Origin of the sequence: Pseudomonas shirazensis, assembly GCF_050496565.1 — a bacterium.
Classification (GTDB): domain Bacteria; phylum Pseudomonadota; class Gammaproteobacteria; order Pseudomonadales; family Pseudomonadaceae; genus Aquipseudomonas; species Aquipseudomonas shirazensis_A.
Map to the genome: position 1 here is coordinate 286551 of NZ_JBNWAE010000005.1, position 26218 is coordinate 312768.

At 61.9% G+C, this 26218-nt stretch carries 21 protein-coding genes; 18 read left to right on the forward strand and 3 right to left on the reverse strand.

Annotated elements, in window-relative coordinates; genetic code table 11:
- Positions 1 to 2: 2 nt before the first annotated feature.
- A complete protein-coding gene (locus ACQZ2L_RS10280) occupies positions 3 to 302 on the reverse strand; it encodes a hypothetical protein (protein WP_101318402.1) in 300 nt (99 codons plus the stop codon).
- 182 nt (positions 303 to 484) lie between these two features.
- Here ACQZ2L_RS10280 and ACQZ2L_RS10285 point away from each other — a divergent pair, with 182 nt between their 5' ends.
- Both ACQZ2L_RS10285 and fusA read left to right on the forward strand, forming a co-directional pair.
- Complete coding sequence (locus ACQZ2L_RS10285) at positions 485 to 913, forward strand: hypothetical protein (RefSeq protein ID WP_430325951.1); 429 nt, start codon at positions 485 to 487, stop codon at positions 911 to 913.
- A gap of 99 nt (positions 914 to 1012) precedes the next feature.
- Positions 1013 to 3124, forward strand: a complete 2112-nt coding sequence (fusA, locus tag ACQZ2L_RS10290; RefSeq protein WP_430325952.1) for an elongation factor G — start codon at positions 1013 to 1015, stop codon at positions 3122 to 3124.
- Positions 3125 to 3179: 55 nt separating this feature from the next.
- Here the strand turns inward: fusA and ACQZ2L_RS10295 are convergent, their stop codons facing one another.
- Positions 3180 to 4622 carry a SulP family inorganic anion transporter gene (locus ACQZ2L_RS10295; RefSeq protein WP_430325953.1) on the reverse strand — a complete coding sequence of 481 codons (1443 nt, stop codon included), beginning with the start codon at positions 4620 to 4622 and terminating at the stop codon, positions 3180 to 3182.
- Positions 4623 to 4822: 200 nt separating this feature from the next.
- Here ACQZ2L_RS10295 and ACQZ2L_RS10300 point away from each other — a divergent pair, with 200 nt between their 5' ends.
- The 16 genes from ACQZ2L_RS10300 (at position 4823) to ACQZ2L_RS10375 (ending at position 25137) form a co-directional block, all read left to right on the forward strand.
- Complete coding sequence (locus ACQZ2L_RS10300) at positions 4823 to 5557, forward strand: secretin N-terminal domain-containing protein (protein WP_430325954.1); 735 nt, start codon at positions 4823 to 4825, stop codon at positions 5555 to 5557.
- Between the two features lie 499 nt (positions 5558 to 6056).
- Positions 6057 to 7382 (forward strand): isocitrate lyase, encoded by a 1326-nt coding sequence (gene aceA, locus ACQZ2L_RS10305; protein WP_101318394.1) that lies wholly within the window; start codon positions 6057 to 6059, stop codon positions 7380 to 7382.
- A 595-nt stretch (positions 7383 to 7977) separates the two neighbouring features.
- Positions 7978 to 8391, forward strand: coding sequence for an NADH-quinone oxidoreductase subunit A (locus tag ACQZ2L_RS10310; protein WP_101318392.1), 414 nt, complete (start codon positions 7978 to 7980; stop codon positions 8389 to 8391).
- A 9-nt stretch (positions 8392 to 8400) separates the two neighbouring features.
- Positions 8401 to 9078: an NADH-quinone oxidoreductase subunit B gene (locus tag ACQZ2L_RS10315; RefSeq protein ID WP_101318390.1), complete on the forward strand. Its 678-nt coding sequence runs from the start codon at positions 8401 to 8403 to the stop codon at positions 9076 to 9078.
- Positions 9079 to 9157: 79 nt separating this feature from the next.
- Positions 9158 to 10939 (forward strand): NADH-quinone oxidoreductase subunit C/D, encoded by a 1782-nt coding sequence (gene nuoC, locus ACQZ2L_RS10320; RefSeq protein ID WP_101318388.1) that lies wholly within the window; start codon positions 9158 to 9160, stop codon positions 10937 to 10939.
- 2 nt (positions 10940 to 10941) lie between these two features.
- Positions 10942 to 11439, forward strand: a complete 498-nt coding sequence (gene nuoE, locus ACQZ2L_RS10325; protein ID WP_101318386.1) for an NADH-quinone oxidoreductase subunit NuoE — start codon at positions 10942 to 10944, stop codon at positions 11437 to 11439.
- A complete protein-coding gene (gene nuoF / locus ACQZ2L_RS10330; protein ID WP_101318384.1) occupies positions 11436 to 12812 on the forward strand; it encodes an NADH-quinone oxidoreductase subunit NuoF in 1377 nt (458 codons plus the stop codon). Before nuoE ends, nuoF begins: the two co-directional genes overlap by 4 nt.
- 134 nt (positions 12813 to 12946) lie before the next feature.
- Entirely contained in the window at positions 12947 to 15661 is a 2715-nt protein-coding gene (gene nuoG / locus ACQZ2L_RS10335) for an NADH-quinone oxidoreductase subunit NuoG (protein WP_430325955.1), read from the forward strand.
- Positions 15658 to 16665: an NADH-quinone oxidoreductase subunit NuoH gene (nuoH, locus tag ACQZ2L_RS10340; RefSeq protein ID WP_101318381.1), complete on the forward strand. Its 1008-nt coding sequence runs from the start codon at positions 15658 to 15660 to the stop codon at positions 16663 to 16665. The genes nuoG and nuoH overlap by 4 nt, the downstream gene beginning before the upstream one ends.
- Before the next feature lie 11 nt (positions 16666 to 16676).
- Positions 16677 to 17225, forward strand: a complete 549-nt coding sequence (gene nuoI / locus ACQZ2L_RS10345; protein ID WP_101318379.1) for an NADH-quinone oxidoreductase subunit NuoI — start codon at positions 16677 to 16679, stop codon at positions 17223 to 17225.
- A 10-nt stretch (positions 17226 to 17235) separates the two neighbouring features.
- Positions 17236 to 17736 carry an NADH-quinone oxidoreductase subunit J gene (gene nuoJ, locus ACQZ2L_RS10350; RefSeq protein ID WP_101318377.1) on the forward strand — a complete coding sequence of 167 codons (501 nt, stop codon included), beginning with the start codon at positions 17236 to 17238 and terminating at the stop codon, positions 17734 to 17736.
- A gap of 3 nt (positions 17737 to 17739) precedes the next feature.
- Positions 17740 to 18048, forward strand: a complete 309-nt coding sequence (gene nuoK / locus ACQZ2L_RS10355) for an NADH-quinone oxidoreductase subunit NuoK (RefSeq protein WP_103436825.1) — start codon at positions 17740 to 17742, stop codon at positions 18046 to 18048.
- A complete protein-coding gene (gene nuoL, locus ACQZ2L_RS10360) occupies positions 18045 to 19898 on the forward strand; it encodes an NADH-quinone oxidoreductase subunit L (protein ID WP_430325956.1) in 1854 nt (617 codons plus the stop codon). The genes nuoK and nuoL overlap by 4 nt, the downstream gene beginning before the upstream one ends.
- Before the next feature lie 49 nt (positions 19899 to 19947).
- Positions 19948 to 21480 (forward strand): NADH-quinone oxidoreductase subunit M, encoded by a 1533-nt coding sequence (gene nuoM / locus ACQZ2L_RS10365; protein ID WP_101318371.1) that lies wholly within the window; start codon positions 19948 to 19950, stop codon positions 21478 to 21480.
- A 7-nt stretch (positions 21481 to 21487) separates the two neighbouring features.
- Positions 21488 to 22957: an NADH-quinone oxidoreductase subunit NuoN gene (nuoN, locus tag ACQZ2L_RS10370; RefSeq protein ID WP_186701572.1), complete on the forward strand. Its 1470-nt coding sequence runs from the start codon at positions 21488 to 21490 to the stop codon at positions 22955 to 22957.
- A 131-nt stretch (positions 22958 to 23088) separates the two neighbouring features.
- Positions 23089 to 25137, forward strand: a complete 2049-nt coding sequence (locus ACQZ2L_RS10375) for a TonB-dependent receptor family protein (protein WP_430325957.1) — start codon at positions 23089 to 23091, stop codon at positions 25135 to 25137.
- 7 nt (positions 25138 to 25144) lie between these two features.
- Here the strand turns inward: ACQZ2L_RS10375 and ACQZ2L_RS10380 are convergent, their stop codons facing one another.
- On the reverse strand, positions 25145 to 26206 hold the full coding sequence (locus tag ACQZ2L_RS10380) for an AI-2E family transporter (protein ID WP_430325958.1): 1062 nt from the start codon (positions 26204 to 26206) through the stop codon (positions 25145 to 25147).
- Between the last annotated feature and the right edge of the window lie 12 nt (positions 26207 to 26218).

Sequence of the window (26218 nt, forward strand, 5' to 3'; positions counted from 1 at the left end):
GCTTACAGGCCGAGCTCTTGCGGGGTGAGCATGTCGGACTCGAAGGCGATCCAGCCGCCTTCGAGTTCGGCATGACCGTTGACGATCGGGCCGTAATAAACGAGGCCGTTCTCCAGAGTCACGCAAATGTGCGTGGCAGGTTTTTCCGGCGCTGCCAGCGCAGCGACGAAATGTACCTTCTTCAAAGTCTCGGTCACAGCCTCGATGCCAACCCGCATGTTGACGTTCTCCGATGCTTCAGTGTCGCCCCCGCGGTCTTCGCTGCTGACGGTGATGGTGGCGATGTACGGAAACTTGTTCAAGCGACTTGCCTCATGGGTTGGGATCGGCGCGCGGGCACCGGGGGCGCATAGGTTACGGCAGCACGCGGCGCCGCGCGAGTGGCAGACGACCGGATGTGTGCGGGCGCCCGCGCGCATGGCCGAAAAAGCACCGATCTGTTAGGGTGCCCGCCGATGCAGGCCACACCACACGAGGACACCGCGTGAGCGCTGAACAACCGATGACCGCCGACCTGTTCGAGGTCGACAAACGCCTTTCCCTCAAGCCCGTCGTGGACTTCAACAGCTACCTGCGCAACGCCTTCGGCGACGGCGCCTGCAGCTGCTACCGCTGCGTCGAAGGCGCAGGCGACGAGAGCACCTACAGCCACCGCCACACCTTCGAGCTGGAAGGCCGCACGCTCAACCGGCGCTTTGCCAACACGGCAGGCAGCGATGTGCTGCAGTACCTGAAGAAGGCCTGGCTGTCGTACACCAAGACCGACATGCAATTGCTCGGCGAGCTCGACCTGGACACGGTCAAAGGTTTTACCGACCCGGCCCTGCATCAGCGCCTGCTGGCTCTATTGCCGGCCAGCGGCCTGGCGCGTGAAGTCGACGGCAAGTGGCAGTTGCAGGCCCAGGCCGACTGACACCGTTCCTCGCATAGCCGGCCATTGGGCTAGCAGGCGGCGTGCCGTCTGCTACCGTGGGAATACCCCTCCCCGCGCATTCACCTCAGGTGACTGACCATGGCCCGCACGACCCCCATCGAGCTGTACCGCAACATCGGCATCGTCGCCCACGTCGACGCCGGCAAGACCACCACCACCGAACGCATCCTGTTCTACACCGGCGTCAACCACAAGATGGGCGAGGTGCATGACGGCGCGGCGACCATGGACTGGATGGCGCAAGAGCAAGAGCGCGGTATCACCATCACTTCCGCCGCAACCACCGCCTTCTGGCAGGGCTCGACCAAGCAGTTCGCCGACAAGTTTCGCTTCAATATCATCGACACCCCCGGCCACGTTGACTTCACCATCGAAGTCGAGCGCTCGTTGCGTGTGCTCGATGGTGCGGTCGTGGTGTTCAGTGCGGCCGACGGGGTCGAGCCGCAGTCTGAGACGGTCTGGCGCCAGGCCAACAAGTACCATGTGCCGCGCCTGGCCTACATCAACAAGATGGACCGCCAGGGTGCGGACTTCCTGCGCGTGGTCCAGCAGATCGACAAACGCCTCGGCCACCACCCCGTGCCGATCCAACTGGCCATTGGCAGCGAAGAAAACTTCATCGGCCAGATCGACCTGCTGAAGATGAAGGCCATCTACTGGAACGATGCCGACAACGGCGCCAGCTACCGCGAAGAGGACATCCCCGTCGAGCTGCAGGCGCTGGCCGACGAGTGGCGCGCGCATCTGGTCGAGGCGGCTGCTGAAGCCAACGACCAGTTCATGGAGCTGTATCTGGACGGCCAGGAACTGAGCAACGAGCAGATCAAGGCCGGCCTGCGCCAGCGCACCATCGCCAATGAAATCGTGCCGACCGTGCTCGGCTCGTCGTTCAAGAACAAGGGCGTGCCGTTGATGCTCGACGCGGTCATCGACTACCTGCCTGCCCCCAGCGAAATACCGGCCATCAAAGGCACCGACCCGGATCACGACGACCGGCCACTGGAGCGCCACGCCGACGACAATGAGCCGTTTTCGGCCCTGGCATTCAAGATCGCCACCGACCCGTTCGTGGGCACGCTGACCTTCGCTCGAGTCTACTCCGGCATCCTCAGTTCAGGCGATGCGGTGCTCAACTCGGTCAAAGGCAAAAAGGAACGGGTTGGACGCATGGTGCAGATGCACGCCAACCAGCGTGCCGAGATCAAGAACGTCTGCGCCGGCGACATCGCCGCGCTGATCGGCATGAAGGACGTCACTACCGGCGATACCCTGTGCGACCTGAACAAGCCGATCATTCTCGAACGCATGGACTTCCCTGACCCTGTGATTTCGGTGGCGGTCGAGCCAAAAACCAAGGCCGACCAGGAGAAAATGGGCATTGCCTTGAGCAAGCTGGCCCAGGAAGACCCGTCGTTTCGGGTCAAGACCGACGAAGAAACTGCGCAGACGATCATCTCCGGCATGGGCGAGCTGCACCTGGACATCATTGTCGACCGCATGCGTCGCGAGTTCGGCGTCGAGGCCAACATCGGCAAACCCCAGGTTGCCTACCGCGAGAAGATCCGCAACACCTGCGAAATTGAAGGCAAGTTCGTCCGTCAATCCGGGGGCCGCGGCCAGTACGGCCATTGCTGGATCCGCTTTGCCCCAGGCGAGGAAGGTAAAGAGGGCCTGGAGTTCATCAACGAGGTGGTCGGCGGCGTGATACCCCGCGAATACATCCCAGCCATCCAGAAGGGCATCGAAGAGCAGATGCACAACGGCGTGCTGGCGGGCTATCCACTGATCGGCCTCAAGGCGGCAGTATTTGACGGCTCCTACCATGACGTCGACTCCAACGAGATGGCCTTCAAGATCGCGGCCTCAATGGCCACCAAGCAGCTGTCGCAGAAAGGCGGCGCAGTCTTGCTGGAGCCAGTGATGAAGGTTGAAGTGGTCACCCCCGATGAATATCAGGGCGACATCATCGGCGACCTGAGCAGGCGCCGCGGCATGATCCAGGAAGGGGAAGAGACGCCGGCCGGCAAGGTGATCCGCGCCGAGGTGCCGTTGGGTGAGATGTTTGGCTACTCGACGCAGATGCGCTCGATGACCCAGGGCCGGGCCAGTTACACCATGGAGTTCACCAAGTACGGTGAGGCGCCGGCCAATATCGCCGAGGCGATCATCAAGAAGAACACCGGCAGCTAGGCCACTTGGGTGTCATGCCTGAGCCGCGCATCCGCGCCGGCCCAGGCATGATCGATCAGTGCTGGGCCCCTGCCCGCTTGAGCAGCTTTTTGCAGCGCTCGGACAGGTGCACGACGCGTAGATGCTTGCCCGCCTTGCTGTAGCGCTCGCGCAAGGTTTGCAACGCCGCTACCGCCGAGTAGTCGACAAAGCTCAGGTGCTTGCAATCCAGCGTCACCCCATCAGGGTCCTGCGCTGGCTCGAACTGGTTGAGAAACGCCGCGGTAGACGCAAAAAACAGCGTGCCGTGGACCTGATAGTGCTTGTTCCCATCGCTGTCGACATGGCTGTCGGCATACAGCTCGCGGGCATGCTGCCAGGCGAAGTTGATCGCCGCCAGAATGATCCCGAACAGCACGGCCATGGCCAGGTCGGTGAGCACCGTGACCACGGTCACGGCAATGATCGCCAGCACATCGCTGACCGGCACCTTGTGCAGCACGCGCAATGACGCCCAGGCGAAGGTCTGCTGGGCCACCACGAACATCACCCCGACCAGCGCCGCCAGCGGAATTCGCTCGATCAGCGGCGACAGGAACAACACGAACAGCAGGATCATGCCCCCGGCCACTACCCCCGACAGCCGCCCACGGCCGTTGGAGCTGAGGTTGATCATGGTCTGGCCGATCATCGCGCAGCCGCCCATCCCGCCGCACATGCCCGAGACCATGTTGGCGGCGCCCAGGGCCACGCACTCGCGGTCGGGGAAACCGCGGCTCTCGGTGATTTCGTCGGTGAGGTTGAGGGTCAGCAGGGTTTCCAGCAGGCCGACCATGGCCATCAGCAGTGCATAGGGGGCAATGATTTTCAGCGTGTCCAGGGTCCATGGCACCTGCGGCCAGGCCAACTGCGGCAGGCCGCCGGCGATATGCGCCATATCACCCAGGGTCCTTGTCGGCAGATCAAGCAGGTACACCAGCAGGCCGACGCCAACAATGGCCACCAGCGCCGGCGGCACGCTGCGGGTCAGACGCGGCAGCACATAGACCACCAGCATGGTCAACGCTACCAGGCCAATCATCAGGTACAGCGGGGCGCCACTGAGCCACTGCTCGCCACTTTTGAAATGCTCGAGCTGGGCCATGGCGATGACGATGGCCAGGCCATTGACGAAGCCAAGCATCACCGGGTGCGGCACCAGCCGCACCAGCTTGCCCAGGCGCAGCACGCCAAACAGGATCATCAGCAACCCGCCCAGCAGCACCGTTGCCAGCAGGTATTGCGCGCCGTGCTGCACCACCAGCGCGACGATTACCACTGCCATCGAACCGGCCGCGCCGGAGATCATCCCCGGTCGCCCGCCGAACAAGGCAGTCAGCGTGCAGATGATGAATGCGCCGTACAAACCCATCAGCGGGTTGAGATGGGCGACCAGAGCAAAAGCGATGCACTCGGGCACCAGGGCGAAGGAAGTAGTCAGGCCGGCGAGAACATCGGCGCGTAGTCGGGCAGGTTTCATGGGCTTCCTGAGATCAGTCAATCTGTGCAAGCGCTGGCATCTGAACGTGCAGCGAGCGGGGGCGCGATGTTACGGAATTTGTCCGGGAGCAACCACCTGCGCGTGGCGGCTGAGCGCATTTGCCTCAGGTTGTGATCCTCATCCGGCATAACCGTGACAAATTTGCCATCATGTCTGTTCAACCAGCGGAGAACTTCAACATGCTGCTACGCCCCCTGCTCGCTTCACTGCTGCTGGCTACCAGCCTTGGCGCCCAGGCCGCCACCGAAGTCCTGCCCTTGCAGCACCGCAGCAGTGCCGAGCTGCTGCCCACCGCGCAGGCTTTTATTGGCAAGGAAGGCAGCGTCAGCGCCTTTGAGAACAAGCTGATCGTCAACGCCAGCCCCGAGCGCATTGGCGACTTGCGCGCCCTGCTGCAGCAGCTCGACAGCAAACCCAAGCGCTTGCTGATCAGCGTCGACAACAATGACAGCAACTTCCAGGACAACCGTGGCAATGCTCGGGTGATTCGCTACGGCACCAGCAACCGGGAAGGCGGCCTGCAGCAAATTCAGGCCAGCGACGGCCAGCCGGCGTTGATCCAGGTTGGCCAGAGCGTGCCGATCACCAGCAGCAGCACCGACGGCTACGGCCGCGTGCAGAGCAATACCGAATACCGCAATGTGACCCAGGGTTTCTATGTCACACCGAGCATCAGCGGCGACACGGTGCGGCTGGCGATCAGCAGCAATAATGATCGAATGAGCAGCGAACGTCCTGATGTAGTGAAAGTACAGAGCACCGACACAACCGTAACCGGCAGGCTTGGCGAGTGGATTACATTGGCCGGATACAACCAGCAGAGCCATGCTGAACGGAGTGCGTCAAGCCACAGTTACAGCACGCAACGCGGGGAAAACATGACTTTGCGTGTCAGAGTCGACCTTGTGGACTGAACCCAGGCAATTCGAGGCCTCGACCAAAGGCCTTAAAACTGACTGTGGAGTCGTATTAGACCAAAGATGTAGTAGACCTAAAAAAGCACTACAAAACATTTGACAGGCACTTTTTGACAAGGGCATGATGGCCTCGCTCCCGCTAATCAGAGGCCCTGGCAAGGGTCTTCGAGGCGCGCTCCGGCTACCCCTGGAGGCGTCTCGTGTCTATACGGCCCACAAGGCGGTTCGACCGGATTGCGACTGCAACGAGAAGTTGTCCCGAGGGACGGAAGCGCATCACCGCAGTCATCAGGCAAATCCTGTCGCGCCACAGCAAGGCATCCACGAGCCGACCTGTTGCCGCACCTTGCCCGAGCTGCGCCCTCCTTCCCCTTCGAGCCTTGGCGTTCGCCGTCGTACCTCCTTCGAACAGGACAGCCGTCAGGCCCCCTGATCCGCGACTTTTGAGCATCAGCACCACAACTACCCCAAGAATGATGCGACGAGGTTTAATCACATGGCACTGACACGCGAACAGCAAATTGCAGCCCTCGAGAAAGACTGGGCCGAGAACCCGCGCTGGAAAGGCGTGACCCGTACCTACTCCGCCGCCGATGTCGTTCGTCTGCGTGGCTCGCTGCAACCGGAGCACACCCTGGCCCAGGTTGGCGCAGAGAAACTCTGGAAGCTGGTCACCCAAGGTGCTCACCCGTCGTTCCGTCCGGACAAGGATTTCGTCAACTGCATGGGCGCCCTCACCGGTGGCCAGGCAGTGCAACAGGTCAAGGCCGGCATCCAGGCTATTTACCTGTCAGGCTGGCAGGTTGCCGCCGACAACAACTCTGCCGAGTCGATGTACCCCGACCAGTCGCTGTACCCGGTTGACTCGGTGCCGACCGTGGTCAAGCGCATCAACAACTCGTTCCGCCGCGCTGACCAGATCCAGTGGAAAGCCGGCAAGAACCCAGGCGACGAAGGCTACGTCGACTATTTCGCGCCGATCGTGGCTGACGCCGAAGCCGGTTTCGGCGGCGTGCTCAACGCCTACGAGCTGATGAAGAACATGATCGAAGCCGGCGCCGCAGGCGTGCACTTCGAAGACCAGCTGGCCTCGGTGAAAAAATGCGGCCACATGGGCGGCAAGGTGCTGGTACCGACCCAGGAAGCCGTACAGAAGCTGGTAGCTGCGCGCCTGGCTGCTGACGTTGCTGGCGTACCGACCATCATCCTGGCCCGTACCGACGCCAACGCTGCCGACCTGCTGACCAGCGATTGCGACCCGTACGACCAGCCGTTCGTGCTCGGCGAGCGCACCCGTGAAGGCTTCTATAAAGTACGCGCCGGTCTCGACCAGGCCATTTCGCGCGGCCTGGCCTACGCCCCGTATGCCGATCTGATCTGGTGCGAAACCGCCAAACCGGACCTGGACGAAGCCCGCCGCTTTGCCGAGGCGATCAAGAAGGAGTACCCGGACCAGCTGCTGTCGTACAACTGCTCGCCGTCGTTCAACTGGAAGAAGAACCTCGACGACGCGACCATCGCCAAATTCCAGCGCGAGCTGTCGGCGATGGGTTACAAGCATCAGTTCATCACCCTGGCCGGCATCCACAACATGTGGCACGGCATGTTCAACCTGGCGCATGACTATGCCCGCAACGACATGACCGCCTACGTGAAGCTGCAGGAGCAGGAATTCGCCGATGCCAGCAAGGGCTACACCTTCGTTGCGCACCAGCAGGAAGTGGGCACTGGCTACTTCGACGACATGACCACCGTGATTCAGGGTGGCGCTTCGTCGGTGACAGCACTGACCGGCTCGACCGAGGAAGAGCAGTTCCATTGATCTAGCGGTTGGCTGATGGAATGAGCAGGCCCAGGGTCCCGTGAGGGAGCCTGGGCTTTTTTATGGGCGGCGAAAAGGGGCCGCACCTGTGCTGCTTCGGGGCTTTGTAAAAGCAAAAGCTCGGATCAGGTCTATGCTCCCAGAAGCGAACAAACCGCCCCAACAATCACCTAGCCATTGATCCAGAGCGGGGTAATCCCGGCAAAAAGCTGCTAGAACGAGAGCCCTTCGCATTTGCAATCAAAAAATGCCGGCAGCAACTTTGCAAGCTTCAGACCAAGTAAAATGAAACGCATCAGGCCAAACGATATTAATTATCATTACGCAACTTGCATTCCGTTACACGCCGCAAGAAACATAATTAACAAAACCAGCCGCAATGCCCTAAAATCAAGGCTTTCAGCCAGTTACAATCGGTTTTTGTTGTTAAACCGAAGAATTAATTTGCCATAGAAATTTTACTTGCTCTTGGTTTACCCATAAAATCAGCGCGATTGATTCAGCTGCGACATTTGGTCACTGCACCCGCGACACCGCGTCGCCGCGTTACTTATTTCAGACTGCAGAGCTGGGTCTCTGTATAAGGATTTCTAGCATGTCGGATTCAGCAGGACTCATCGCCCACAACTGGGGCTTTGCCATCTTCCTTCTGGGTGTCGTCGGCCTGTGCGCCTTCATGCTCGGCCTGTCTGCCCTGCTCGGCAGCAAAGCCTGGGGCCGCGCCAAGAACGAACCCTTTGAATCCGGCATGCTGCCCACCGGCGGCGCACGCATGCGCCTGTCGGCAAAATTCTATCTGGTCGCGATGCTCTTCGTGATCTTCGATATCGAAGCCCTCTTTCTCTTTGCATGGTCTGTGTCCGTCCGCGAAAGCGGCTGGACCGGATTCGTCGAAGCACTCGTTTTCATAGCAATTCTGTTGGCAGGTCTTGTCTACCTATGGCGCGTCGGGGCCCTCGATTGGGCTCCCGAAGGTCGTCGCAAGCGGCAAGCGAAGCTGAAACAATGAGGCTTTGGCATGCAATACAATCTCACCAGAATCGATCCGGATGCACCCAACGAGCAATATCCGGTCGGTGAGCGGGAAACCGTTACCGACCAACTGCTCGAAGACCAGGTCCACAAGAACATCTACATGGGGAAACTCGAAGATGTGCTGCGTGGTGCGGTCAACTGGGGTCGCAAGAACTCCCTGTGGCCGTATAACTTCGGCCTGTCCTGCTGCTACGTGGAAATGACCACGGCGTTCACGGCACCCCACGACATCGCCCGCTTCGGCGCCGAAGTCATCCGGGCATCGCCGCGTCAAGCCGACTTCATGGTCATCGCCGGTACCTGCTTCATCAAGATGGCGCCGATCATTCAGCGCCTGTACGAGCAGATGCTCGAGCCGAAATGGGTCATTTCCATGGGTTCGTGCGCCAACTCCGGTGGCATGTACGACATCTACTCGGTCGTTCAGGGGGTCGACAAGTTCCTCCCCGTGGATGTCTACGTACCCGGCTGCCCGCCACGCCCCGAGGCGTTCCTGCAAGGCTTGATGCTGCTGCAGGAATCGATCGGGCAAGAACGACGTCCGCTCTCCTGGGTAGTAGGCGATCAAGGCATTTACCGTGCCGAGATGCCTGCCCAGAAAGACCTGCGTCGTGAACAGCGTATCCAGGTCACCAACCTGCGCAGCCCCGACGAAGTCTGATCCAGCGACCTGCCGCCCGCTCCCTCTGGAGCCGGCGGCCTGGCTTCATTCTCTACGTTGACCGAAAGCGACCGAGACCATGACAGCGGACACCGCTATTTATATTCCGCCTTACAAGGCTGACGACCAAGATGTGGTCGTCGAACTGAACAACCGCTTCGGCGCCGACGCCTTCGTCGCCCAAGAGACCCGTACCGGCATGCCGGTGCTGTGGGTCAAGCGCGCCCAACTCAAGGAAGTGCTGGCGTTTCTGCGCAACGTGGCCAAGCCGTACAGCATGCTGTTCGACCTGCACGGTGTCGACGAGCGTCTGCGCACTCATCGCCGCGGCCTGCCGGCGGCTGACTTCAGCGTGTTCTACCACCTGCTCTCGGTAGAACGTAACAGCGACGTGATGATCAAGGTCTCGCTCAGCGAAGGCGACCTCAACCTGCCTTCGGTGACCGGTATCTGGCCAAACGCCAACTGGTACGAGCGTGAAGTCTGGGACATGTTCGGCATCGACTTTGCCGGCCACCCGCACCTGACCCGTATCCTGATGCCGCCGACCTGGGAAGGTCACCCGCTGCGCAAGGACTTCCCGGCGCGCGCCACCGAATTCGATCCGTTCAGCCTGACCCTGGCCAAGCAGCAGCTTGAAGAAGAGTCGGCGCGTTTCAACCCGGAAGCCTGGGGCATGAAGCGTCAGGGCGCCAACGAGGACTACATGTTCCTCAACCTGGGCCCCAACCACCCGTCTGCGCACGGTGCCTTCCGTATCGTCATGCAGCTGGACGGTGAAGAGATCGTCGATTGCGTGCCAGACATCGGTTACCACCACCGTGGCGCCGAGAAGATGGCCGAGCGTCAGTCCTGGCACAGCTTCATCCCCTACACCGACCGTATCGACTACCTCGGCGGCGTGATGAACAACCTGCCGTACGTGCTCGCGGTCGAGAAGCTGGCGGGGATCCAGGTGCCGCAGAAGGTCGACGTGATCCGCATCATGCTCGCCGAGTTCTTCCGCATCACCAGCCACCTGCTGTTCCTGGGTACCTATATCCAGGACGTCGGCGCCATGACCCCGGTGTTCTTCACCTTTACCGACCGCCAGCGCGCCTATACCGTGATCGAAGCGATCACCGGTTTCCGCCTGCACCCGGCCTGGTACCGCATCGGTGGCGTCGCCCACGACCTGCCACGCGGCTGGGAGAAACTGGTCAAGGACTTCGTCGATTGGCTGCCCAAGCGCCTCGACGAGTACAACAAGGCTGCCCTGCAGAACAGCATCCTCAAGGGCCGGACCATCGGCGTTGCCGCCTACAACACCAAAGAGGCCCTGGAATGGGGCGTCACCGGTGCTGGCCTGCGTTCCACCGGTCTGGACTTCGACCTGCGTAAAGCGCGGCCGTACTCCGGCTACGAGAACTTCGAGTTCGAAGTACCGCTGGCCAACAACGGCGATGCCTACGACCGCTGCATGGTCCGCGTCGAAGAGATGCGCCAGAGTATCCGCATCATCGACCAGTGCATGCGCAACATGCCGGAAGGCCCGTACAAGGCGGACCACCCGCTGACCACGCCGCCACCGAAAGAGCGCACCCTGCAGCACATCGAGACCTTGATCACGCACTTCCTGCAAGTCTCGTGGGGCCCGGTCATGCCGGCCAACGAGTCGTTCCAGATGATCGAAGCGACCAAGGGCATCAACAGTTACTACCTGACGAGCGACGGCGGCACCATGAGCTATCGCACCCGGATTCGTACGCCGAGCTACCCGCACCTGCAGCAGATCCCTTCGGTGATCAAAGGCAGCATGGTCGCGGACATGATCGCGTACCTGGGCAGTATCGACTTCGTTATGGCTGACGTGGACCGCTAAGCATGAATAACACGCTTATCCAAACCGACCGTTTCGCCCTGAGCGAAACCGAGCGCTCGGCCATCGAGCACGAAAAGCACCACTACGAGGACCCGCGTGCGGCGTCCATCGAAGCCCTGAAGATTGTCCAGAAGCAACGCGGCTGGGTCCCGGACGGCGCCATCTACGCGATTGGCGAGCTGCTCGGCATCCCTGCCAGCGACGTCGAAGGTGTGGCCACCTTCTACAGCCAGATCTTCCGTCAGCCGGTCGGCCGGCACATCATCCGTGTCTGCGACAGCATGGTCTGCTACATCGGCGGCCACGAGTCGGTGGTCAGCCAGATCCAGAGCGAGCTGGGCATCGGCCTCGGCCAGACCACTGCAGACGGGCGTTTCACCCTGCTGCCGGTGTGCTGCCTGGGCAACTGCGACAAGGCCCCGGCGTTGATGATCGACGATGACACCTTTGGCGACGTGCAGCCTGCTGGCGTGACCAAACTGCTGGAGGGTTACGTATGACCATCACTTCCTTCGGCCCGGCCAACCGCATCGCGCGCGCCGCCGAGACTCACCCGCTGACCTGGCGCCTGCGTGACGACGGCGAGCCGATCTGGCTCGACGAGTACCAGGCCAAGGACGGCTACGCCGCTGCCCGCAAGGCATTGGCGCAGATGTCCCAGGACGATATCGTCCAGACCGTCAAGGACGCCGGCCTCAAGGGCCGTGGTGGCGCCGGCTTCCCCACCGGGGTGAAGTGGGGCCTGATGCCCAAAGACGAATCCATGAACATCCGCTACCTGCTGTGCAACGCGGATGAAATGGAGCCCAACACCTGGAAAGACCGCATGCTGATGGAGCAACAGCCCCATCTGCTGGTAGAGGGCATGCTGATCAGCGCCCGCGCCCTCAAGGCCTACCGCGGTTATATCTTCCTGCGTGGCGAGTACACCACCGCAGCCAAGAACCTCAACCGCGCGATCGACGAAGCCAAGGCCGCTGGCCTGCTGGGCAAGAACATCCTCGGCAGCGGTTTTGACTTCGAGCTGTTCGTGCACACCGGCGCCGGGCGTTACATCTGCGGTGAAGAAACCGCGCTGATCAACTCGCTCGAAGGCCGCCGCGCCAACCCGCGCTCCAAGCCGCCCTTCCCTGCCGCCGTCGGCGTGTGGGGCAAGCCGACCTGCGTGAACAACGTCGAAACCCTGTGCAACGTGCCGGCCATCGTTGGCAATGGCGTTGACTGGTACAAGTCGCTGGCCCGCGAAGGCAGCGAAGACCACGGCACCAAGCTGATGGGCTTCTCCGGCAAGGTGAAAAACCCAGGCCTGTGGGAACTGCCTTTCGGCGTCACCGCCCGTGAGCTGTTCGAAGACTACGCTGGCGGCATGCGCGATGGCTTCAAGCTCAAGTGCTGGCAGCCAGGCGGCGCCGGTACCGGCTTCCTGTTGCCCGAGCACCTCGACGCGCAGATGTACGCCGGCGGCATCGCCAAGGTTGGCACCCGGATGGGTACCGGCCTGGCGATGGCGGTCGACGACAGCGTCAGCATGGTATCGCTGCTGCGCAACATGGAAGAGTTCTTCGCCCGTGAGTCGTGCGGCTGGTGCACACCATGCCGTGATGGCTTGCCGTGGAGCGTGAAGATGCTGCGCGCACTGGAGAACGGCCAGGGCAAGGCAGAGGACATCGAGACGCTGCTGGGCCTGGTCAACTTCCTCGGCCCTGGCCGCACCTTCTGTGCCCACGCACCGGGTGCCGTCGAGCCGCTGGGCAGTGCCATCAAATACTTCCGCTCCGAGTTCGAGGCCGGTGTCGCTGCTACCAGCGAGCACACCCTGCGCCCGGATTTGGCCAAGCCGATCCAGGTCGAACCGACTGTGGCCGGCGCGTAACACATTTGCATGCGGGTGGTCCGTGCCACCCGCCCGCCTCGCAGGCGCGCACGGTATTGACCGATGCGCGCCGCAGGCACACAGATTTCCATTAGCCACGCCCGCTCACGCGGGCCAACGAAGAACTTTGAACCATGGCCACTATCCACGTAGACGGCAAAGCGCTCGAAGTCAACGGTGCAGACAACCTCTTACAGGCCTGTCTGTCGCTCGGCCTCGACATCCCTTATTTCTGCTGGCACCCGGCGCTTGGTAGCGTCGGTGCCTGCCGCCAGTGTGCGGTCAAGCAGTACACCGACGAAAACGACACCCGTGGTCGTATCGTCATGTCCTGCATGACCCCTGCCAGCGATGGCACCTGGATTTCCATCGAAGACGACGAGTCGAAGGCGTTTCGCGCCAGCGTCGTCGAATGGCTGATGACCAACCACCCGCACGACTGCCCGGTCTGCGAAGAAGGCGGTCACTGCCACCTGCAAGACATGACGGTAATGACCGGCCACAACGAGCGCCGTTACCGCTTCACCAAGCGTACCCACCAGAACCAGGACCTCGGCCCGTTCGTCGCACACGAGATGAACCGCTGCATCGCCTGCTACCGCTGCGTGCGCTACTACAAGGACTACGCCGGCGGCACCGACCTGGGTGTCTACGGCGCCCACGACAACGTCTACTTCGGCCGCGTTGAAGATGGCGTGCTCGAGAGCGAGTTCTCCGGCAACCTCACCGAGGTCTGCCCGACCGGTGTGTTCACCGACAAGACCCACTCCGAGCGCTACAACCGTAAGTGGGACATGCAGTTTGCGCCAAGCATCTGCCATGGCTGCTCGAGCGGTTGCAACATCAGCCCGGGTGAGCGCTACGGCGAACTGCGTCGTATCGAAAACCGCTTCAACGGTTCGGTCAACCAGTACTTCCTGTGCGACCGTGGCCGCTTCGGTTACGGCTACGTCAACCGCAAGGACCGTCCGCGCCAGCCGCTGCTGGCCGATGGCAACAAGCTGAGCGTGGATGCCGCGCTGGACAAGGCTGCCGACCTGCTGCGCGGGCGCACCATCGTTGGTATCGGTTCGCCACGGGCGAGCCTTGAAAGCAACTACGGCCTGCGCGAGCTGGTCGGTGCCGAGTACTTCTACTCCGGCATGGAAGCTGCCGAGCTCAAGCGCGTGCGCCTGGTGCTGGACGTGCTCAACAACAGCCCGCTGCCGGTGCCGACCCTGCGCGACATCGAAGACCACGACGCGGTGTTCGTCCTCGGTGAAGACCTGACCCAAACCGCAGCGCGCGTCGCCCTCTCGGTTCGCCAGGCCACCAAAGGCAAGGCCGAAGCCATGGCCGACGCGATGCGCGTGCAGCCCTGGCTCGACGCCGCCGTGAAAAACATCGGTCAGCACGCGCTGTACCCGCTGTTTATCGCCAGCCTTGCTGAAACCAAGCTCGATGACGTCGCTGAAGAGTGCGTGCACGCCGCCCCGGCCGACCTGGCGCGCCTGGGCTTCGCCGTTGCCCACGCAATCGATCCAAGTGCTCCAGCGGTAATCGGTCTGGACGACGATGCCAAGGCCCTGGCCCAGCGTATCGCCGACGCACTGGTAGCTGCACAGCGTCCGCTGGTGGTGTCGGGTGTTTCCCTGGCCGAACCTGCATTGATCGAAGCTGCGGCCAACATCGCCAAAGCCCTCAAGCTGCGCGAGAAGAATGGTTCGCTGAGCCTGGTCGTGCCAGAGGCCAACAGCCTCGGCCTGGCCATGCTCGGTGGCGATTCGGTGGACGCTGCGCTGGATGCGGTCATCAGCGGCAAGGCTGACGCCATTGTCGTGGTCGAAAACGACCTGTACGCCCGTGTTCCGGCGGCCAAGGTCGACGCTGCTCTGGCTGCTGCCAAAGTGGTCATCGTTGCCGACCACTCCAAGACTGCCACCAGCGAGCGCGCTCACCTGGTCCTGCCAGCGGCATCGTTTGCCGAAGGCGATGGCACCCTGGTCAGCCAAGAAGGCCGCGCCCAGCGCTTCTTCCAGGTGTTCGACCCAACCTACATGGACAGCAGCATTCAGATCCACGAAGGCTGGCGCTGGATGCACGCCCTGCGCGCGACCCTGCTCAACAAGCCGGTCGACTGGACGCAGCTGGACCACGTCACCAGCGCCTGCGCTACCGCTGCGCCGCAACTGGCCGCGATCGTCAACGCCGCACCTAGCGCCGCGTTCCGCATCAAAGGCCTGAAGCTTGCCCGTGAGCCGCTGCGCTACTCCGGCCGTACGGCCATGCGCGCCAATATCAGCGTGCACGAGCCGCGTACTCCGCAAGACAAGGACACCGCGTTCGCCTTCTCCATGGAAGGCTACTCGGGTTCGGTCGAGCCGCGCCAGCAAGTGCCATTCGCCTGGTCGCCGGGCTGGAACTCGCCGCAAGCCTGGAACAAGTTTCAGGACGAGGTCGGCGGCCATCTGCGTGCCGGTGACCCAGGCGTACGCCTGATCGAGTCGCAAGGTGACCGTCTGAACTGGTTCAGCGCCATTCCGGCAGCCTTCAGCCCCGCCCGTGGTACCTGGACGGCAGTGCCGTTGTTCCACCTGTTCGGCAGCGAAGAAACCTCGTCGCGCGCCGCTCCGGTGCAAGAGCGCATCCAGCCGGCCTATGTGGCCCTGGCCAAGTCCGAAGCAGACCGTCTCGACGTCAACGAAGGCACGCTGCTCAGCCTGACCGTCGCTGGCGTGTCGCTGCGCCTGCCGCTGCGTATCAATGAACAGCTGGGCGCAGGCCTGGTCGCGTTGCCGAAAGGCCTGGCCGGGATTCCACCGGCCATCTTCGGTGCATCCGTCGAAGGCCTGCAGGAGGCAGCACAATGACCTGGTTCACCCCCGAAGTGATCGACGCGATCATCGCCGTGGTCAAGGCCGTCGTGGTCTTGCTTGCGGTCGTGGTCTGCGGCGCGCTGCTCAGCTTTGTCGAGCGGCGCCTGCTGGGCTGGTGGCAGGACCGTTACGGTCCGAACCGGGTTGGCCCGTTCGGCATGTTCCAGATCGCAGCCGACATGCTGAAAATGTTCTTCAAGGAAGACTGGAACCCGCCGTTCGTTGATCGGGTGATCTTCACCCTGGCACCCGTAGTGGCCATGAGCGCACTGCTGATTGCCTTCTCGATCATTCCGATCACCCCAAGCTGGGGCGTCGCTGACCTGAACATCGGCCTGCTGTTCTTCTTCGCCATGGCCGGTCTGTCGGTCTATGCGGTGCTGTTCGCAGGCTGGTCGTCGAACAACAAGTACGCCCTGCTCGGTGCCCTGCGGGCCTCGGCGCAGACCGTGTCGTACGAAGTGTTCCTGGGCCTGGCGCTGATGGGCGTGGTGGTGCAGGTTGGCTCGTTCAACATGCGCGACATCGTCGAGTACCAGGCACAGAACCTGTGGTTCATCATTCCGCAGTTCTTCGGCTTCTGCACCTTCTTCATCGCTGGCGTGGCCGTGACTCACCGTCACCCCTTCGACCAGCCAGAAGCCGAGCAGGAACTGGCCGACGGTTACCACATTGAGTATGCCGGCATGAAGTGGGGCATGTTCTTCGTCGGTGAGTACATCGGCATCATCCTCATCTCGGCGCTGCTGGTAACGCTGTTCTTCGGTGGCTGGCATGGCCCGTTCGGCATCCTGCCGCAGGTGCCGTTCCTCTGGTTCGCCCTGAAGACCGCGTTCTTCATCATGCTGTTCATCCTGCTCCGTGCGTCGATCCCGCGTCCGCGCTACGACCAGGTGATGGATTTCAGCTGGAAGTTCTGCCTGCCGCTGACCCTGATCAATTTGCTGGTGACCGCTGCGATCGTGCTTTACAACACGCCAGCCGTCGCGGCCCAGTGAGGATTTGACCCATGTTCAAGTATATCGGCGACATCGTTAAGGGCACCGGCACGCAGCTGCGCAGCCTGGCCATGGTGTTCTCCCACGGGTTCCGCAAGCGCGACACCCTGCAATACCCCGAAGAAGCTGTGTACCTGCCGCCGCGCTACCGCGGCCGCATCGTCCTCACCCGCGACCCCGATGGCGAGGAGCGTTGCGTAGCCTGCAACCTCTGCGCGGTGGCCTGCCCGGTCGGCTGCATTTCGTTGCAGAAGGCCGAGACCGAGGACGGTCGCTGGTACCCGGAGTTCTTCCGCATCAACTTCTCGCGCTGCATCTTCTGCGGCTTGTGCGAAGAAGCCTGCCCGACCACCGCAATCCAGCTGACTCCGGATTTCGAAATGGCCGAGTTCAAGCGTCAGGACCTGGTGTACGAGAAAGAAGATCTGCTGATCTCCGGCCCCGGCAAATACCCTGACTACAACTTCTACCGTGTTGCGGGCATGGCAATCGCTGGCAAGCCGAAAGGCGCTGCACAGAACGAAGCCGAGCCGATCAACGTGAAGAGCTTGCTCCCATAAGGACAGAAAGATGGAATTCGCTTTCTACTTTGCATCCGGGATTGCCGTGGTTTCCACCCTGCGGGTGGTTACCGGCACCAACCCCGTACACGCCCTGCTCTACCTGATCATTTCGCTGATTTCCGTGGCGATGATCTTCTTCTCGCTGGGTGCGCCGTTTGCCGGTGCCCTGGAAGTGATCGCCTACGCCGGCGCCATCATGGTGCTGTTCGTGTTCGTGGTGATGATGCTCAACCTGGGGCCGGCTTCGGTCGCCCAGGAACGCGGCTGGCTGACCCCAGGGATCTGGGCCGGGCCGGTGCTGCTGGGCGCCTTGCTGCTGGCTGAGTTGCTCTATGTGCTGTTCGTTGCGCCAAGCGGCGCGGGCATCAGCGGCACCACCGTGGACGCCAAGACCGTCGGCATCAGCCTGTTCGGTCCGTATCTGCTGGTGGTCGAACTGGCTTCGATGCTGCTGCTTGCTGCGGCCGTCACCGCCTTCCATTTGGGCCGCAACGAGGCGAAGGAGTAAATCATGGGTGCTATCCCGATGGAACACGGCCTGGCAGTCGCCGGCATTCTGTTCTGCCTTGGTCTGGTTGGCCTGATGGTCCGCCGCAACATTCTCTTCGTGCTCATGAGCCTGGAAGTCATGATGAACGCTTGTGCGCTGGCGTTTATCGTCGCCGGCGCGCGTTGGGTACAACCCGACGGCCAGGTCATGTTCATTCTGGTGATCAGCCTGGCAGCCGCCGAGGCCAGCATTGGCCTGGCGATCCTGCTGCAGCTGTATCGCCGCTTCCACACTCTCGACATCGATGCTGCCAGTGAGATGCGCGGATGAACCTTCTCTTCCTGACTTTCGTCTTCCCTTTGCTGGGCTTTGTGCTGCTGTCGTTCGCGCGCGGGCGGTTCTCGGAGAACCTCTCGGCGCTGATCGGCGTTGGCTCGATCGGCCTTTCGGCTGCTGTTTCGGCCTATGTCATCTGGCAATTCAACGTTGCCCCGCCTGAAGGCGGCGCCTACAGCCAACTGCTCTGGCAGTGGATGTCGGTGGATGGCTTTGCGCCGAACTTCACCCTCTACCTGGACGGCCTTTCGGTAACCATGCTTGGCGTGGTCACCGGTGTCGGCTTCCTGATCCACCTGTTCGCTTCCTGGTACATGCGTGGCGAAGCCGGCTACTCGCGCTTCTTCGCGTACACCAACCTGTTCATCGCCAGTATGCTGTTCCTGATCCTGGGCGATAACCTGCTGTTCATCTACTTTGGCTGGGAAGGCGTGGGCCTGTGCTCGTACCTGTTGATCGGTTTCTACTACAGTAACCGCAACAACGGTAACGCCGCACTCAAGGCCTTTGTCGTGACCCGCATCGGCGACGTGTTCATGGCCATCGGCATGTTCATTCTGTTCGCCCAGCTGGGTACCTTGAATGTGCAGGAACTGCTGGTGCTGGCACCGCAGAAGTTCCAGGCCGGTGATACCTGGATGGTACTGGCAACGCTGATGTTGCTCGGTGGTGCGGTGGGTAAATCGGCGCAGCTGCCGCTGCAGACCTGGTTGGCTGACGCCATGGCGGGCCCGACGCCGGTTTCGGCACTGATCCACGCCGCGACCATGGTCACGGCGGGCGTCTACCTGATCGCGCGTACCCACGGCCTGTTCGCCCTGGCGCCGGATATCCTCCACCTGGTCGGTATCGTTGGCGGTGTGACCCTGGTGCTGGCCGGCTTTGCCGCGCTGGTGCAGACCGACATCAAACGGATCCTCGCCTACTCGACCATGAGCCAGATCGGCTACATGTTCCTGGCCCTGGGCGTTGGTGCCTGGGAAGGCGCGATCTTCCACCTGATGACCCACGCCTTCTTCAAGGCGCTGCTGTTCCTTGCCTCCGGTGCGGTGATCGTTGCCTGCCACCACGAGCAGAACATCTTCAAGATGGGCGGCCTGTGGAAGAAACTGCCACTGGCCTACGCCAGCTTCGTGGTCGGTGGTGCGGCGCTGGCTGCCCTGCCGATCCTGACCGCAGGCTTCTACTCCAAGGACGAGATCCTCTGGGAAGCGTTCGCCAGCGGCAACAGCGGCCTGCTCTATGCCGGCCTGCTCGGCGCGTTCATGACCTCGCTGTACACCTTCCGCCTGATCTTCATTGCCTTCCATGGCGAAGCCAAGACCGAAGCCCATGCTGGCCACGGGATTTCCCACTGGCTGCCACTGGGTACGCTGATCGTGCTGTCGACCTTTGTCGGTGCCTGGATCCATCCACCACTGGCGGGTGTGCTGCCGCAGAGCGTCGGCCATGCCGGCGGCGAAGCCAAGCACAGCCTGGAAATCGCCTCGGGCGCCATTGCCATCGCCGGTATCCTGCTCGCGGCCATGCTGTTCCTGGGCAAGCGTCGCCTGGTCACGGCCATCGCCAACAGCGGCATCGGTCGCCTGCTCACGGCCTGGTGGTTCGCCGCCTGGGGCTTTGACTGGATCTACGACAAGCTGTTCGTCAAACCTTACCTGCTGATCTGCCACTTGCTGCGCAAGGACCCGGTAGATCGCGGCATCGGCCTGATTCCTCGGCTGGCACGTGGCGGTCATGTCGCCATGAGCAAGACCGAGACCGGCCAGCTGCGCTGGTACACCGCTTCGATCGCCGTAGGTGCAGTACTCGTACTCGGCGCCGTGCTGGTGGCTGCGGTATGACTTTCACACTTGCGAACCTTGCGACTTTGCCAAAGGAAACGAACCCGTCATGATTTTGCCTTGGCTGATCCTGATTCCCTTCATCGGCGGCTTCCTGTGCTGGCTGGGTGAGCGCTTCGGCTCTACCCTGCCGCGCTGGATTGCACTGCTGACCATGTCCCTGTTGCTCGGTATCGGCCTCTGGCTGTGGGCCAACGGTGACTACACCCTGGCCCCTGCTCCAGGCGCCGAACCGGCCTGGGCCTTCGAATACAAAGTCGAATGGATCAAGCGCTTCGGCATCAGCATCCACCTGGCGCTGGATGGCCTGTCGCTGCTGATGATCCTGCTCACCGGCCTGCTCGGTGTGCTCTCGGTGCTGTGCTCGTGGAAAGAGATCCAGCGCCACGTCGGCTTCTTCCACCTCAACCTGATGTGGATTCTGGGCGGCGTGGTCGGTGTGTTCCTGGCACTGGACCTGTTCCTGTTCTTCTTCTTCTGGGAAATGATGCTGGTGCCGATGTACTTCCTCATCGCGCTCTGGGGTCACAGCTCGGCGGATGGCAAGAAGACCCGGATCTACGCGGCGACCAAGTTCTTCATCTTCACCCAGGCCAGCGGTCTGATCATGCTGGTGGCGATCCTCGCCTTGGTACTGGTCAACTATGGCAACACTGGCGTCATCACCTTCAACTACAGCGACCTGCTCAAGGCCGACCTGCCGGCCGGTACCGAGTACCTGCTGATGCTGGGCTTCTTCATTGCCTTCGCGGTGAAGCTGCCGGTAGTGCCGTTCCACTCGTGGTTGCCTGATGCTCACGCCCAGGCGCCGACTGCCGGTTCCGTCGACCTCGCCGGTATCCTGCTGAAAACCGCTGCCTATGGCCTGCTGCGCTTTGCCCTGCCGCTGTTCCCTAACGCGTCGGCCGAGTTCGCGCCAATCGCCATGACCCTGGGTTTGATCGGTATCTTCTACGGGGCCTTCCTGGCCTTTGCGCAGACCGACATCAAGCGCTTGATCGCCTTCTCCAGCGTCTCGCACATGGGCTTCGTGCTGATCGGTATCTACTCTGGCAGCCAGCAAGCCCTGCAAGGCGCGGTGATCCAGATGCTGGCCCACGGTGTTTCGGCTGCCGCGCTGTTCATCCTCAGCGGCCAGCTGTACGAGCGCCTGCATACCCGTGACATGCGTGAAATGGGCGGCCTGTGGCACCGTATCGCCTACCTGCCGGCCATCAGCCTGTTCTTCGCAGCTGCTTCGCTGGGCTTGCCGGGCACCGGCAACTTCGTCGGCGAGTTCCTGATCCTGATCGGCAGCTTCGCCCACGTGCCGTGGTTCACCGTGATTGCCACCACTGGCCTGGTGTTCGGTTCGGTCTACTCGCTGATCATGATCCACCGCGCCTACTTCGGCCCGAGCAAGTCCGAGACTGTGCTGGCTGGCATGGACGGCCGCGAGCTGATCATGGTGCTGGGCCTGGCCGTGTTGCTGATCGTGCTCGGCGTCTACCCGCAGCCGTTCCTCGACACCTCTGCCGCCACCATGAGTGGCGTGCAGCAGTGGCTCGGTTCCGCATTCACTCAACTCGCTTCGGCACGGTAAGAGCGCTATGGAATTCACCACTCAACACTTCATTGCATTGGCGCCGATGCTGATCACCACCCTCACCACGGTTGTGGTGATGCTGGCGATCGCCTGGAAGCGCAACCACTCGCAGACCTTCCTGCTGTCGACCATCGGTCTCAACGCTGCCCTGCTGTCGATCCTGCCAGCACTGAAAGTCGCGCCGCTGGCGATCACCCCGTTGATCACCATCGACAAGTTCGCCTGCCTGTACATGGCGATCATGCTGGTCGCTACCCTGGCCTGCGTAACCTTGGCCCATGCTTATCTGGGCGAAGGTTCCAAAGGCTACCCGGGTAACCGCGAAGAGCTTTACCTGCTGCTGCTGATGTCGGCACTGGGCGGCCTGGTGCTGGTCAGCGCCAACCACCTGGCGGGCCTGTTCATCGGTCTGGAGCTGCTCTCGGTGCCGGTCTACGGGCTGGTGGCGTACGCGTTCTTCAACAAGCGATCGCTGGAAGCCGGTATCAAGTACATGGTGCTGTCGGCCGCGGGCTCTGCGTTCCTGCTGTTCGGCATGGCGCTGCTGTATGCCGATGCAGGCACCCTGAGCTTCGACGGTATCGCCAAGGCTCTGGCCAGCACCAACATGCCAAGCCTGCTGGCTCAGATGGGCCTGGGCATGATGCTGGTCGGCCTGGCCTTCAAGCTGTCGCTGGTACCGTTCCACCTGTGGACCCCGGACGTCTACGAAGGCGCCCCGGCGCCGGTTGCAGCGTTCCTGGCCACCGCCAGCAAGGTTGCCGTGTTCGCCGTACTGATGCGTCTGTACATGATCTCGCCTGCTGCCAGCAGCGGTGTACTGAGCACCGTCCTGGCGGTAATCGCCGTGGCCTCGATCCTGATCGGTAACCTGTTGGCGCTCACCCAGAGCAACCTCAAGCGTCTGCTCGGTTACTCGTCCATCGCCCACTTCGGCTACCTGCTGATCGCCTTGATCGCCAGCAAGGGCCTGGCCATGGAAGCCATGGGTGTGTACCTGGTCACCTACGTGATCACCAGCCTCGGCGCGTTTGGTGTGATCACCCTGATGTCCTCGCCTTACGCCGGCCGTGACGCCGACGCGCTGTACGAATACCGCGGCCTGTTCTGGCGCCGTCCGTACCTGACGGCGGTGATGACCGTGATGATGCTGTCGCTGGCGGGTATCCCGCTGACTGCAGGCTTCATCGGCAAGTTCTACATCATCGCTACTGGCGTCGAGTCGCAACTGTGGTGGCTGGTCGGTGCATTGGTGATTGGCAGCGCCATCGGCGTTTACTACTACCTGCGCGTCATGGTCACCCTGTACCTGGTCGAGCCGAACCTGCGTCGCCACGACGCGCCGCTGAAGTGGGAACAGCAAACCGGTGGCGTGATGCTGCTGGCCATTGCCCTGCTGGCGTTCGTGCTTGGCGTGTACCCGCAACCGCTGCTGGAGATGGTTCAGCAGGCAGGTCTGCACCTGATCGGCTGATTGCGCTGATCATCGACAAAACCCCGCTTCGGCGGGGTTTTGTTATTTCAGAGGGTCAATAAACAAAGCTGTGCTTCGTTTGAGAGTTGTAGCGTCAGAACTGCGCTCATAGACCGGAAGCCGTTTTTGCCATGCGCCCTACCCTGCCCCTTTCCATGCTGACTGTATTGATCAGCAGCGCTGCTCTGGCCGATGGCCGGATCGAACTCGACCCACTACTGATCGCCGATCAACAGCAGAGTGAACTCGACGCTGCGGCCGAGCGCCTGCGCGAGACGCCGGGGGCGAGCAACCTGGTCGACATGCAGCGGGTTGGCCAAGGGCGAGTTGCCAGCAATCAGGACGTACTGGCTTATCAGCCGGGTGTTTTTGCCCAGTCTGCCGGCAACGACGGTATCAAGCTGTCGATCCGCGGCTCGGGCATCAACCGCGCGCCCGGTGCGCACGGTTCGGGCGTGTACACGATGTTCGACGGCCTGCCATTGACCGGGCCCGGCGGCACGCCGTACGAGTTGTTCGAGCCGTTGTGGTTGAGCCGGGCAGAAGTCCTGCGTGGCGCCAATGGCTTCGATCGTGGCGCGCTGGCCCTGGGTGGTGCGGTCAACTACGTTACCCACACCGGTTACGATGCCGACCGCCTGCAGTTGCGCTATGAGGTCGGTAGCCGCGGCTATGCCCGTCGGCACATCAGCTCAGGCCAGGTACTGGGCAACCTCGACTACTACGTGGCCCTGACCGATGCTGAATATGATGGCTACCAGCGCCACAGCAGCGGCAGCGCCAAGGGTTTCGCGGCCAACGTCGGCTACCGCTTCAACCCGAATCTGGAAACGCGCTTCTACCTGCGTTACCGCGAGACCGAGAACGAGCTGCCTGGGCGTTTGACCCAGGCGCAGATCAAGCACAACCCGCGCGCCGCCAACCCTGCGTACCTGGCCCGCGACGACAGCCGGCCGCAACCGGGCAGTACCTGGGTGGCGAACAAGACCACGTTCTTCCTCGACGATGATTCACGCCTGGAAGCCGGGCTGGTCTATCACGACTTCCCGATGGACCTGCGCGAAGGCCCGATGCGTTTGAAGGTGGCGTACAGCGATGTCAGCGGCACGCTCAACTACAACCGTCGCGACACCCTGTGGGGACGCGAGAGCAAAACCACCATTGGCTGGCGGACCACCAAACACCTGCCCAATAGCGGTGCCTCGCAGTTCGCACGTAATGGCGACATCATCGGCCCACGCAGCCGCGACTTCAGCTATCAGGGCTCGGACACAGTACTGCACATGGGCAACGATCTGGAGTTGATACCAGATCTGTGGCTGACCACCGGTCTGGCCATGATCTACACCCGCCGCGAGAGCGACGTCAGCTATCCGGCAAGTGGCGGCAAGGTCAGCCAGCACGATTGGGACTACGCCCCGCGGATCGGCCTGCGCTACGACTGGCAACCAAACTTGCAGCTGTACGGCAACCTCAGCCGTTCGGTCGAGCCACCGCACCCGTGGTCGCTGATCTGGAGTTCTACGGTTGCGACCCAGCCAATCAAGATGCAAAACCAGACGGCGACCACGCTCGAGCTTGGCGCGCGAGGCGACTCCGTCGTCGGCCGCTGGGACCTGGCCTGGTACTACGCCCAAGTCCGCCATGAGCTGTTGGCAGTGGAAATTGTGCAAGGCGCACCTGCCAAGGAATTCAATGCCAGCGCAACAGTGCATGAAGGGATCGAGGCCAGCCTGGACAGCACCCTCTGGGAGCAGTCCGGCAGCGGCAAGTTAAGCCTGCGCCAGGCCTATACCTTCAGCGACTTCCACTACCGCGATGACCAGCGCTTTGGCGACAACCGCCTGCCCGGCCTGCCCGTGCACTACTACCAGGCCGAGCTGCGCTATGACTGGCCGAGCGGCTTCCATGTCGGCGTCAATACCCAGATGGCGTCCAAGGTGCAGGTCGACTATGCCAACAGCAACCACGCCGATGCCTACGCACAGTTCGGTGCGCGGCTGGGTTGGGATTCACCGCAACAGGACTGGCAAACCTGGCTTGACCTGCGCAATCTAACCAACAAACGCTACAGCGCCAGCGTCACTCCGGGCTATGACGATCAAGGCGGCGACCAACCCCGGGCAACGCCCGGGGAAGGCTTCGGCGTGTATGCAGGTGTGTCCTATAGCCTGAAGTAAGGCAGATTCAGGGCAGCTGCACTTGCGGCTTGGTTTCGGTGAAGATGGTCCAGCTGGAGATGAACAACGCAGCGATCAACGGCCCGATTACGAAGCCGTTGAGGCCAAACACCGCCAGGCCGCCCAGGGTCGATACCAGGATCAGATAGTCGGGCATGCGCGTGTCGCGCCCGACCAGGATCGGTCGCAGCACGTTGTCGACCATACCGATCACCAACACACCAAACGCAGTCAGCACCAGGCCCTGCCAGGTTGCTCCGGTCAGAATGAAGTAGGCCGCAACCGGTGCCCAGACAATCCCTGCGCCAACTGCCGGCAGCAATGACAGAAACGCCATCAGCACCGCCCAGATCAACGCACTGGGAATATCCAGAATCCAGAAAATTATCCCACCCAACGCGCCCTGAGTGATGGCCACCAGCAGGTTACCCTTGACCGTAGCGCGCACCACCCTGTTGAACTTCAGTTGCAGGCGGCGCTTCTGATCCTCGGGCAACGGTACTGCCAATCGGACTTTACGTGCCACCTCCGGGCCTTCACGCAAGAAGAAGAACAGGATGTAGAGCATGATGCCGAAGCTTACGAGGAAGTCGAACGTACCTTGACCAAAGCTGAACGCCTGGCTCGCCAGGATCTGGCTGCCCTGACCGGCCCATTTGGTGATCTTGTCACGCAAGCCGTCGAGGTTACCCATGCCCATCTGGTCGAGGCTGTTCTGAGCGAATGCCGGCAGCATGTTCTTGCCTTGCTCAACATAGCCTGCGATGTCTAATTGACCATTCTGGATGCGTTGATACAGCGATGCACCCTCCTGTACCAGCAGCGCGCTGGTGAAGATCACCGGCAAGATCGCAATCAGCAGACAGACCAGCAGTGAAACACCAGCGGCGAGGTTGCGCCGGCGGTTGAAACGGATCAACAGGTTGCGCTGCAACGGGGCAAACAGGATGCCCAGGATCACCGCCCAGAATATCGCGCCGTAATACGGCAGCATGATCCAGACGAAGGCAATGGTGACGGCGGCCAGCAGCACGGCCAGTGCCCGGTTCTGTAGTGCGGTTTGGTTCATGAGCATTCCTCG